This is a genomic window from Ruminococcus sp. MSJ-25 (genome assembly GCF_018917825.1).
GTDB classification, from domain to species: Bacteria; Bacillota; Clostridia; order Oscillospirales; family Ruminococcaceae; genus Hominimerdicola; species Hominimerdicola aceti.
In genome coordinates this window covers 134,028-146,828 of sequence record NZ_JAHLPI010000017.1, presented here as the reverse complement: position 1 = coordinate 146,828, position 12,801 = coordinate 134,028, and the positions used below count along the sequence as shown (strand labels likewise).

At 41.7% G+C, this 12,801-nt stretch carries 4 protein-coding genes; all 4 read left to right on the top strand.

Translation table 11 applies throughout. The features are described 5' to 3' along the window. Positions 1 to 95: 95 nt before the first annotated feature. Positions 96 to 8,708, top strand: coding sequence for an LPD25 domain-containing protein (locus KQH97_RS07705; protein WP_216553699.1), 8,613 nt, complete (start codon positions 96 to 98; stop codon positions 8,706 to 8,708). 19 nt (positions 8,709 to 8,727) lie between these two features. After that, positions 8,728 to 9,789 carry a toprim domain-containing protein gene (locus tag KQH97_RS07700; RefSeq protein ID WP_216553698.1) on the top strand — a complete coding sequence of 354 codons (1,062 nt, stop codon included), beginning with the start codon at positions 8,728 to 8,730 and terminating at the stop codon, positions 9,787 to 9,789. A gap of 3 nt (positions 9,790 to 9,792) precedes the next feature. Further along, the gene (locus KQH97_RS07695) at positions 9,793 to 10,143 is read left to right on the top strand and encodes a hypothetical protein (RefSeq protein ID WP_216553697.1); all 351 of its coding nucleotides are present in this window, start codon (positions 9,793 to 9,795) and stop codon (positions 10,141 to 10,143) included. A gap of 91 nt (positions 10,144 to 10,234) precedes the next feature. Next, positions 10,235 to 12,799 (top strand): hypothetical protein, encoded by a 2,565-nt coding sequence (locus KQH97_RS07690; protein ID WP_216553696.1) that lies wholly within the window; start codon positions 10,235 to 10,237, stop codon positions 12,797 to 12,799. The last annotated feature ends 2 nt before the right edge of the window (positions 12,800 to 12,801 follow it).

Here is a 12,801-nt window from a genome sequence, read left to right as displayed (position 1 = left end):
TGTCACGGTGACACACAACTTAAAATCGTAAACCTGAGCGTGTGAAGAAATTCATACGCTCTTTTTATATATACAAAACTAAGGGGGAATATATTATGAAAAAGACGTTTAAATCAGATGAAGAGAAGTACGAGCTGGTCAAGCTGCACTGGTTTGAGATCACTGAGCAACTGCGAGGCAACAAGCAGGAATATCTGAAGTATCTCAAATACTCGGCTGGTATGTATAAACAGTCATACTCGGATGCTGTGCTCGTTTATCATCAGAACAAGAACGCTACCAAAATAGCAGATTATAAGAAGTGGAAACGCCTTGGAAGATACGTTAAGCGAGGCTCTCACGGCGTTGCTGTTTTCGGCGAAAATCATACTTGCCGCTATCTGTATGACGTTTCACAGACAGGCGGTAAAGAACTGCCGGAAATGTGGACACTTTCGGGACGCAACACACCTGAACTGATCGATGTTCTTAACCGCAGATATGATATTCACTCTGAGTCTATCAATGACTGCATAGATTTTCTTACCGCAAAAAGCATCGAAAGTCTACCTATAGATGAGTCTGTCCAAAATGCGATATCAGAAATGAGTCTGAGCAAGAAGCAGCAAGAAACATATAAGGAGTCGCTTTCATCTATAGTCAGATTTGTTGTAACGCAAAGATGTGATCTTGCCGGACAAATGAATATGTCTGCTGAAACTGATGTTGACCTGCGTGCTATAGATATGATGAGAAACGCAAGAGATATGATACTTTTCAGCAGAGTTGTACAAAAAGCAGCAAAGTCTGTGCTGTCTGAAATAGAAAAAGAAGTTATCGCCATTGACCGCAAAAACGAAGCTCTTGACAATGCCAAAACCGCAAAGCAAGAAAGCACGTCTGATAGGGTTGACGATATACTCCAAGACCTTATAAAGCTTAAGTTTTCGCAAGAACAGATACTTGCATTAAAACAGGCTGTGGTGGCAGCTGCACAAAATGGTGAACATAACATACGGCATTGGGTAAGCGTCCGATATTCGCCCGACGAACTGCGGCATATATCATCTTTATTATCTGATTACTATGCTCAGAGTGTCATTGAGCAAACACTCGATCCAAAGGGCATACTCAATGATTACTATACATATGTAAATGAGCTCAATGGTCGGCTGAAACTGTCAGATATGTTCTCTCACCATGATTATAGTGATGAACAAAAAGCCATGCTGCAGCAGGGCTTTTCTGAGGGAATTTCCATTACTGTTCTTAACGAGGTCGATGAACGGCTAACGGTAGACGAGATAAAAACATTCTTTGAGATGTTTCATCAGGCAGTTGACGGACAGATAGATCCACATGATGTTCAGATATATCTTGATAAGGCTGTAATAGAGCATTCAAAGCAGAACGTTCAAGTGGTTGAAGTCCAGGACAACTCTGTTGACACAAATTCAGTTGGAGTTGCCAAGAGTGAAAAGTCATTTGCTGAACAGGTCGATGATGTACTTGCAGGAAAGGCAAACCGATACAATGACTTGAAAGTATGCGATACACCTCAAATACTGCTTGACGTTGGCTGTGAGCAACTTCCAATGTTTTATACGAAACGGCATTTGCATGACGCTCTCAAGCCGAAAGGAAATACAGGTGAAAGCATACATTACCACGGATTGAACGCAGAACAAATCAAAAAAATGCCCATGTTACTTGAAAATCCCGTGATTATATATGATTCCCTTTCGAGAAATGATAGCATAATAATCGTAACATCTGAACTTGACAACGAAAAAATGCCTATCATTGCTGCTATAAAGCCAAATGGCAAAGCTAAATATGATTTAGAATTGGTCGAATCCAACTTTGTAATGAGTTTTCATGGCAGAAACAATTTTGAAAATCAAATTAATCGTGCCGTAGAACAAAACAAAGTTCTTTATTACAACAAAGAAAAAAGCCAAGAACTGTTCAGTGTGCTTGGGCTACAATTGTCCAAGGGCTTAAACATTCTTGACTCTAATATTATTATACACCAAAGTCGCAATATTGTCAAGGGTACGCAGCAGGAAAATATTGAATACAAGAATAATTCTGTTACTCAACAGGACAAAAAAATAGAACCATCAAGAATTATAGGTTTGGCTGAAAACCAGCTACGCCCTGCTGTTCCTAATAGCTCTACAAGCAGTATAACAGACTCCTCTGGAGTTGTCAAGAGTGAAAAAACATTTGCTGAACAGATAAATGATGTTTTAAATGGCGTATTCCCAAAATACTCAAATCTAAAGGTTTGTGATACACCACAAATTCTTGTGGATATCGGCTGTGATCGGCTTCCTATGTTGTATACGCAAAGACATTTAAAAGACGCTCTACATGAAAAATCCCCGAACAATGCACATTGGCACGGCTTAACACTAGAACAGATATGTAATATCCCACATCTTTTAGAAAGCCCTGCCATAATAATGGACTCACTTTCTCCAAACAAAAGTGCTGATAAAAGTATAGTAATTTGTTTAAATAACGTTGATAATGATAATGCACCGATAATCGTAAGTGTTAAACCAAATGGGCAAGGCATTTATGAAATGGAAAATGTATCATCAAACTTTATCACAAGTATTTATGGAAAAGAAAATGGGTTTGCAAACTATGTTGAACGTGCTGCAAAATCAAATAATATTCTGTTTTGGGACAAAGAAAAAAGCCAAGCACTGTTCTCGTGTCAAAGGCTCCAATTGCCTGAGGCGATAAACAATCTTGACTCTAATATTATTATACACCAAAGTCGCAATATTGTCAAGGGTAAGCAACAAGAAAATAGTGCCGATATAAGTTCAAATGATGTTAAATCATTCACTACTTTATCCGAGCCTACGATAACCTGTGAATGGAGCGAAAGTAATTACTTTGAAGACGGCAAGACCTACAGTGTTGCAGAATTTGATACGCTCATGGAACAGGCTGACAGTGAAATGGTGGCAGGAGCAAAGGCTGCAATAGAGAAATACGGCTCAGCAAAAGCATGGTATGAAGCAGACGCTGATGACGAATTCTCACAGTTTATGGGCTATGATAAGGTCAAGTTTACTATCAATATGCCTGACGGACAAACGATCACTGAACGCCAGGACGCAGGGGACGGATACGGCGGCGTTATTGATTTTCTGAAAAGATACTCAATATACAACTCGATCGTACCTGAGCTTGAAGCTGCAAAAGCCGCACATATGGCAGACCTGGTCAATGAAGTGCCTACACCTACAAATGAAACGCAGCCTGAAATAGACAAGCTTTTGGGCAGGCTTAAGCTTGATTGTGATTACTATCTGAAAACAGGTGCAGAAAAGCACTTGTGGGCAGAAACAGTTGAAAAACAGATAGCTAAGATCAATGAGCTGTATGAGAAAATGCCTGAAAACGCCTACTTCACCAGAGAACAGATTGATGATTATGAAAAGAAAATGCTGGCAATCAAAAATGGCGAGGTCGAAAAACCTATACCATATGAAACGCCTACAATTGCTAATAATGTTCTGTCTGAAGAAAAAAAGACAACACCGCCTGTTTCTGAAAGCACCCCTATATCTCCTACGTCTGATGAACAGATTTCACTCTTTGAAACACCTCCTGTTTCTGAAACCGCCACTATACCTGATAAAGATGTCAAAACCGAAAAGGTAGAAAAGCCAAAGAAAAATGTCAAGGCAAGCACATACCACTTTGACCCTGATAATGTTGTTGTGGGCGGAGCTACTGCTCGATGTGACGCAAATATAGCTGCTATTGAAACATTGCTGAAAATAGAGAGTGAAAAGCGACTTGCGACACCTGAAGAACAAAAGAAAATGGCTAGATACTCAGGTTGGGGCGGAACTGCTCAGGCTTTTGTTGCAGATAATGAGAATGTTTCTGCTGACAGTTGGGGAGCAAGGCAGACTCGTTTAAGAGAGCTTCTGACCACTGATGAGTATAGTGCTGCAAGATCATCAACACTGACAAGCTTCTATACGCCGCCAGAAGTCATAGACAGCGTATATCTTGCTTTGGAAAGATTTCAATTTGAGGGTGGAAACATCCTAGAGCCTAGCATGGGCGTTGGAAACTTTTTTGCAAAAATGCCTGATGAAATGAGGGCAGATTCAAAACTTTACGGAGTTGAGCTTGACAGCATTTCAGGACGAATAGCCAAGCAGCTCTATCCAGAGGATAATATCCAGATAAAAGGGTTTGAAAAAACAACATTCAAGAATAACAGCTTTGACGTGGTCATAGGTAATATACCGTTTGGAGATTATGGCATTGCAGACAAAGCCTATGACAAATACCACTTCAAAATTCATGACTATTTCGCCGCAAAAGCAGTAGATAAGGTAAAGCCTGGAGGAATTGTTGCCATTGTGACTTCAAAATTCACAATGGACAAGAAAAATGATAAAGCAAGAAAGTATCTTGCCGAACGCTGTGACCTTTTAGGTGCAGTAAGACTTCCCTCTGGAACGTTTAAAGACGCAGACAGTGTTACAACAGATATTATCTTTCTGAAAAAAAGAACAACAATGACCTCTGTTATACCAGACTGGGTACACGTTTCAGAAACAGCCAACGGCATTCCTTGCAATCAATATTTTGTGGATAACCCTGATATGGTACTTGGTACTATGGCGTGGGACGAGCGTATGCGAGGAAAATATGGTGCAGACAGCAAGGTAACGACCTGCTATGCAAACAGTGACACTCCCCTTGCACAGCAGCTCATAAATGCCATTTCAAAAATAGACGGCGTTATTGATACTGTGGAAACTGAGCTTGACAATGGGACAGCTGAGATACTCCCTGCTGATCCAACTGTCAGGAACTTCACTCATACCATTGTTGACGGAGATCTTTATTTCCGTGAAAATGAAGTAATGGTCAAGGTCACAGAAACAGGCAAATCGCTTGAACGCATGAAAGGGCTTCATACTCTAAGGCAAGCAACTATGGAGCTTATCAATGCCCAAGCTGACGGCTGCACTGATGAACAGCTTGCAGAGCTTCAGAAGAAGCTCAACAGCACATATGACAATTTCAGAACAAAGTTCGGAAACATTACGGACAGCGCCAATTCACGCTGCTTTTCTAATGATGATGACTACAACACTTTAGCAGCACTTGAAGTTGTCAACGTGGAAAATAAGACAGTTGAAAAGGCTGCAATATTCACAAAGAGAACGATACTTCCAGATATTCCAGTTTCAAAAGTTGATACAGCACTAGAAGCACTTCAAGTGTCAATGGACAGATTGGGAAAGGTCGATATTCTCTATATGTCACAGCTCACAGACACTACGCCTGAAAAGGTTATTGCTGACCTTGGTGATGAACTATTCAGAGATCCTGCCAAAGTTAAAGACAATGACCCATATTCAGGCTATACAGAGTCATCTGAATATCTGTCAGGCAATATTCGTGATAAGCTGAGAATAGCCAGAGCTCATGCGGAGCATATTGACAGCAGCTACAACAAAAACGTAGAAGCACTGATGAAAGTTGTGCCAAAAGACCTTGAAGCCAGCGAGATATCCGTAAGGATCGGCGCTAACTGGATCGATGTTGCAGATTATAATAAGTTTCTAAATGAGTATGCACACGCAAACACCTATTACTACCCTGTCACAAGAACAAAGCTCGGAGAATACAAAATAGAGGGTAAAACATCTGATTGCTCAGTTGCTGCAACCGAAACATATGGTACACAAAGGATGAACAGCTATCAGATATTTGAAAATCTTCTTAATCAGCGTGATATTTTAGTTCGTGACAGACGAGAGGAGGGCGATAAGGTATGGTACGAGATAAACACTAAAGAAACACAGCTTGCAAAAGAGAAAGCTCGACTAATGAAAGAAGCGTTCAGAAATTGGCTGTGGGAAGATATGGGCAGGCGTGAAAAATACGTTGCAAAGTACAACTACCTGTTTAATTCCATAAGGGGCAGAGAATATGACGGCTCACATCAAACCTTTCCGGGCATGAACGCATCAATAACGCTGCGGAAACATCAATCAAATGCTATAATGCGTGCAAAGCTTGGTGGAAACACGCTATTTGCACATGAAGTTGGTGCAGGAAAAAGCTTTGAAATGGTTGCAACTGTAATGGAGAAGAAACGTCTTGGTCTTATAAACAAAGCCTGTGTAGTTGTACCAAAGCACCTTACGCTGCAAATGGCGAGTGAGTGGCTGCGGCTATATCCAAATGCAAAACTGCTTGTGGCAAAACCTGAAGACTTTACCAAAGCCAATAGAAAGCGTTTTATTGCAAGATGTGTTACTGGTGACTATGACGCCGTGATAATGTCATTTACTCAGTTTGAAAGAATACCTATGTCAGACGAGTATAAAGAGCAGTTCATGCAAAAAGAACTTCACGATATCATGAGTGCGATATCAGAAACAGGAAAGAGGGATAAATCATCAGTAAAAGCCCTTGAACGTCAGAAGAAAAACATAGAGGAAAGGCTTGAAAAGCTGCTTTCTTCTCCAAAAGACTCATCATTGTGTTTTGAAAAGCTCGGCTTTGACTATCTAGTGTGCGATGAAGCACATAACTATAAGAACTGTTTTGTTTCTACAAAAATGTCAAATGTGGCAGGCGTACAAACAACAGCAGCACAAAAATCAGAGGATATGCTGATGAAAACTCAGTACCTCAACAATAAGTACAGCTGCAACAATATACTTTTTGCTACAGGAACGCCTATAAGCAATTCAATGGTCGAGTTTTATGTTATGCAGCGTTATCTCAGACCTGATCTTCTTGAGAAAGCAGGATTGCAGAACTTTGACGATTGGGCAAGCACATTTGGTGAAGTTGTATCACAGTTGGAAATAAAGCCTGCAGGAAACGGCTTTCAAATGAAAAATCGTTTCAGCAAATTCGTAAACATACCTGAGCTTATGCAGATGTATAAGGAATTCGCTGATATTCAAACAGCGGATATGCTGAAACTTCCTGTGCCAAAGCTTGAAACAGGCAAGCCGATAGTAGTGACCTCAAAGCCAGACGAACGTCAAAAAGCATACATGAAAGAGCTTGCCACACGTTCTGAAACGATACACAGCGGCACAGTTGACCCACGGCAGGACAATATGCTGAAAATAACTCATGAAGCACGCTTGCTCGGTCTTGACACTAGATGTATCTTCAAAGACGCTCAGCCTGCACCAGACAGCAAAGTGATGAAGCTTATTGATAACCTTGAAAAGAATTACAGAAAAACCATGGCAGAAAAGGGCGTACAGATCGTTTTCTGTGATATAGCGATCAACGAGGACGAAACACACTTCTCTGTTTACAAAGCGATAAAGCAGGCACTTATGGAGCGTGGAATACCAGAAAAAGAAATCTGCTTTGCAGGCGACGCAAAGACAGATAAAGCAAGGGACGAAATGTTCAAAAGCCTGCGCAAAGGCGAAAAACGTTTTATCATCGCAAGCACTTCAAAGCTTGGAACTGGCGCAAATATTCAGGATAGGATCTGCGCAATTCATCACCTTGACATACCATGGAAGCCCTCTGACCTCACTCAGCAGGACGGACGTGGCATAAGACAAGGCAACAGATTTTCGCAAGTCGGAATATATCACTATCTTACAGAGGAAACCTTTGACGCATACATGATGGGCATTATAACAAACAAGGCGAAATTCATAAATCAGATCTTGACCTCAAAAAGCCCTGCAAGAGTTTCAGAAGATGTTGACGAAATGGTACTTACATACTCCGAAATGCAGGCTATAGCAAGCGGTAATCCTATGATAAAAGAGAAAATACAGCTTGACAATGATGTTGCAATGCTGAAAACCCTTGAAGCAGAACACAAAAAATCAATTTACAAAATGCAGGAGTTGGCAGAGAAAATTTTGCCGAAACAGATAACACAATACTCTGAACTTCTCACAAAAGCTAGGAACGATATGTCTAAATATCAAAAAAATCAGGCGTTGAACAAGGAGTTTGAAATGACAATAGGCGGCGTCAGATACGATAAGAGAGAAAATGCAGGAGAACAAATTGCCGTGGCAATGGCAAAATGTACTGCCACAGGTGAGCCTATAGAGCTTGGAACGTATCGTGGCTTTAAAGTCACAATAGAACGAAATCCGTCAGCAAATACATTTTTTGATCTTGATAAACCTTGTATCGCTGTTCTCCACGGAGAACTCACCTATTCATGTGACATTGCCACAGATAATGGCGTGGGAAATGTCAGAAGAATTGAAAATCTTGCAGGAATACAGATAAATCAGAAGCAATGTTCTCTTGAAGAACAGCTTGAAAAAGCAAACAAAGATCTCTCAGAAGCTCAGCAAAATATGCTCAAACCATTTGAACATGGACAAGAATTAGCCGAAAAGACAAAACGGCTTGAATACGTCAATACGCAGCTCAGTGGAAATTCTCCGAGCAAAGCTCCTATAACTGAAACAAAAAAAGCCGTGAGGTTTCGATTTCAAGACGGCAAGTATCAAGCGGATATAGGCTCAGAAGATAGATCCATGTGGGCTGATGTCATTAACAAAGGCGGAAAGCTTACTGCTGCCGTTGGGCGAGAAATTTATACACTGTCTGAAAAAGAAAGCGATGAGTTCCGAAACTTTGTCATCAACGGCGGCGTCAGCAATTCAAGTAAAAACAACAGCATAGTAGAAAAGCTCCAGCCTAAGGGTCTGAGATTATAATGAGAGGAGGTGAGGGTATATGATAGACAGACGATATAACTCTGGCAAACAGTTCGTTATGTATTCAAAAGAAGAGATCGAAGCAGCAAGGCACACCGATATGGTAAGATTTCTTGAGCAGCACGAGGGTTTTTCCTTTAAGACCTCAGGCGGCTGGCTTATATGCAACGAACATGACAGCCTTAAAATCAACCCCGACCGCTATACATGGCACTGGTATTCAAGAGATCTGTTTGGAAAAGGTGCTATCGACTGGCTCTGCAAAGTTGACGGATATGGTTTCAAAGATGCTGTAGCACGACTCATAGGGGATAGCTGCAGTATACGAGCCTCACCCGATTTAAAAGCCAATGAGCAGCATTATCCGAAAAAAGTTAAGAAGCCAAAAGCTGAGCTTACACCGCCTCAGCCTATGCAGGGCAAATGCCGTGAGCTTTACGCCTACCTCAACATCACAAGAAAGCTACCTGCCGATATAATTTCATACTGCGTCAGCAACAAGCTTATTTATCTTGATGTAAAAAAGCGAGCTATATTCTGCGGCTACGATAAGACAGGAAAAATGCGATTTGCTGAGGCGAAGATCACAAATACCTTTAACAAATACTATCCGCAGAATATTGAAGGCAGTACTAAGGATTATAGTTTTTATGTTTCCGCAGTGCCCGGCTCTTATGGATATGACCCTGCAAAGATATATGTGTTTGAGGCTCCCATTGACCTGTTGTCACACGGCGCTTTAATGCAGCTTTCAATGAGAAAACAATGCTCAGCTATCGGTCAAGGGGACAAATACCGTCCTGACTGCTGGCTTGGCGTAAACAGAGTATCCCTTTCAGGCTGTTCTGACATAGCACTTAAGCAAAGACTATCTGATGATCCTCGTATCACACAGATAGTCTTTTGTCTTGATAATGACGAAACAGGACAGCAGGCAACGGAAAAGCTTATGAACAAATATTCACAGCAGTATACTGTTTCAGTCAGCATACCGCCTTACGGCAAAGACTGGAACGATACACTCAAGGCTGTGGTGTCAGCACATTCAAAACAAACAGATAAAACAAAAACGGAGGAATGACTTATGAAACTGAAAGAAAAAATCAAAGAAAAGAGCATAAAGCTTAGTGCTCGTTTATTCGGAATTATGACAGCTTGTCTGTCATCAGCTATTGCAGCCTTTGCCGATGTTGAAACAGACGCAACCTCAGGTGTATGGGCTTCGGTCGCCACCTGGATCACCAAAAACAAAAATGGGCTTTCCATTGCAGCCAAAGCACTGCTTGGACTGTGTCTGGTCGGCGTTGTTATATGCCTCGGTGCAAGCGGCAAAAACGGCATATCCTCAGTCAAGGGCTGGCTTATCGCTATTGGCGTGGCTGCTGCCCTGCTGGTTTTCGGCGACGCTTTCCTTGACTCAATATATGTAGCTTGATCTGCACGGACACATATTTGTGTGTGTCCGTAAAAGCGTTATCCCTAGCGTTCTTACGGGCATACACAGATAGACAGAAAGGAGTATTATTTTGAAGTACATGAAAAGCAAAAAGGTATGGTATCAGCTTATATTCATCACCGCCATTGTTATGAGCGGCTGCGGCAGTATACAGGCTTGTGCAGCAGAACTGGGATATACAGGGTGTTCCTCAGAGATTTTGAAAATGGTAACAATAAAGAATCATTTTCGTGATCTGTTGATAAATATAGAATTTAACATACTGAGTTTTCTTTGTGATGTGATAGATTACTTTGATAAGGCTGTCAAAACATTACTCAAACTCAATTTCTTCGACTACCTGTCGGACGAATTCAGCTTAAGTCAAATGCAAACGATTATTCTGTCTATTATGAGCCTTGCACTCGTTTTTGGAGCGTGTGCTCTCGTGATATTCAGAAATAAGATCAAGGTGTCTGATTTTCTGATGAGTATTTTGGTTGCAACTATACTGCTTGTGGCTTTTCCGGCATTCATATCTTCTTGCAACTCACTTCGCAGCAAGGGTATAACAACAGCACAGAACATAAAGATCAATGATCAATCTGAACAAACAACGGTCGACAAAGACGGCACAGTCACTGTCGGAACATTGGGCAAGGATCTTCTGGCGTCGGGAATATATGACGTTGAAAACAGCGTTGATAATAAGAAGATGATGACTTACCTCGATACTGTGGGCAGTTCAGGAAATGTAAAGGACATTCAGATAACAGGTGGAATTGAGCCTGACGATAGCAAGTCTTGGACTACCCGTTATCTTACAGATATACATGACGTATATCCTAAGCAGAAAAAGTACAATAGTCTAACCACAGAGAATATGATGTCCCTTTTAGGACTTGAAAATGAATATAATGTTCTAAAGAATGCAAATGGAGAGCTTATACTCAGTGCAGATTATGGTGCAAATATGCAGGTATACTGTTCTGTATACAGCACATCAGGCTCAATATACGGAAGCGTTCTGTCTGAAAAAGATTATGAAACATTTTTGTCAGCTTCTATTGGTGACGCTTGTCCTTATGGTGCTACACTTGGAGATCTGCATTATCCAGACGGCAGCAGGATAACAAATGTCATTAACTATAATACATATCTTCGTGACATTATAGCAAACCACCCTGCTGTAGCTGCCGCAGGCAAAACGCAGGAGGTAGGAGCAAACGCACATACTGTTGAGGAAGCACTTGACATTATCAAAGATGATGTTATAAGGGAGCTTAACATAGCGGCAAATACAAATACCGCCAAAGATGCAGAACCAGTAAATGCAGAATATCAATCTTTTCCTCTTTTTGACGAGGAAGATTATGATGATCTTAATTCGGTAGAGCAGATCATACGCAGAAATATAACCAGCGGCTACACGGTTGACTGTTTATATTATTATCATATCGACTTCTGGTCAACCTTTGTGCTTATGCTTGCAGTGGCTATCTGCCTTATTTTCAGCGGAATAAAAATAGCAACTACGCTATTTGAAATAATGTTTGCACAGCTCATTACACCCTTTATCATAGCAACAGACCTTAACGGCTCAGGCAGAGCTAAAAAAGCTATCCAGAATATGCTGCTTTCAAACATAATTCTTATGATAGTTGTAATTCTTTTAAGAATATACATAGCCGTTATATGGGGCATAAAAGGTTCGGAATACGGCAGCAATTTTGCGGTAATGCTCATAGTTATAATAGCAGGCGCAAAGTTTGTTATAGACGGTCCAGAGGTGTTGACAAAGCTGTTTGGCATTGACGCAGGAGTTAAATCAGGTGCAGCCACAATGATGGCAATAAATCAATCAATGCAAATGGGTAGTTATGCCACAATGGGACTTGCTCGTGCAGGCAGCACAGTTATCCACGGTGCTGGAAGTGTTGCAAAGCATACCGCAAGCAGTGCTGTTGGTGCAGCCAAAGGCTTTGCAGGAGGAATTTACGGTGGCGTACAAGGAGGCTCAACTGTACCCGGAAAGATAGGAAAAGCCATAGGCGGTGCGTCGGCAGGTACTGTTGCAGGAGCGGTCGGAGGTGCTTTCGGACACACTGACGCAGGAGCAAAGGCAGCTTATGCAGCAACAAATCCAAGCTCAATAAAAGATACATTCTCAAATGCAAAAGACAACATTGCCAATAACGTAAAAGAGTCTGTAGGAGAGGGCTTTTCATCAGGCGGCGCAGGCAGCGCTTCAAAGGGTGCTGACGGAAAGGACGGCTTAAATGGCACTAACGGCATGAATGGAGCTAAAGGCGACAGAGGTGCGCAAGGCGCAGCAGGCAAAGACGGCACAAATGGAACTGACGCAAGAGCCGATAACAACAATGGAAACAGCAACAATAACAGCAATAATAACGGCACATCTCAGCCTGCCCGTGGCAGTGGCTTTGACGCCCCAACACCATCAGGTGAAAATAGCAACAATGCCGCAAGCAAGAGCGGCAGCGGTTTTAATATTCCAAATCCTGCAAGCAGCAATAACGCCAGTGCAGGAAACGGCGGCAGCAGCTCTGACGCTCCAAAACCGACAAACAGCAGCAACAGCAGTGAGCCGAATAATAACAGCGGCAGCGGTTTCAATAAGGAAGGAGAAAACTAAGC

Excerpts from the sequence above, each read along its gene's own strand:
- KQH97_RS07700 (WP_216553698.1), top strand. The coding sequence starts at position 8,728 with ATGATAGACAGACGATATAACTCTGGCAAACAGTTCGTTATGTATTCA.
- KQH97_RS07705 (WP_216553699.1), top strand. The coding sequence starts at position 96 with ATGAAAAAGACGTTTAAATCAGATGAAGAGAAGTACGAGCTGGTCAAG.
- KQH97_RS07695 (WP_216553697.1), top strand. The coding sequence starts at position 9,793 with ATGAAACTGAAAGAAAAAATCAAAGAAAAGAGCATAAAGCTTAGTGCT.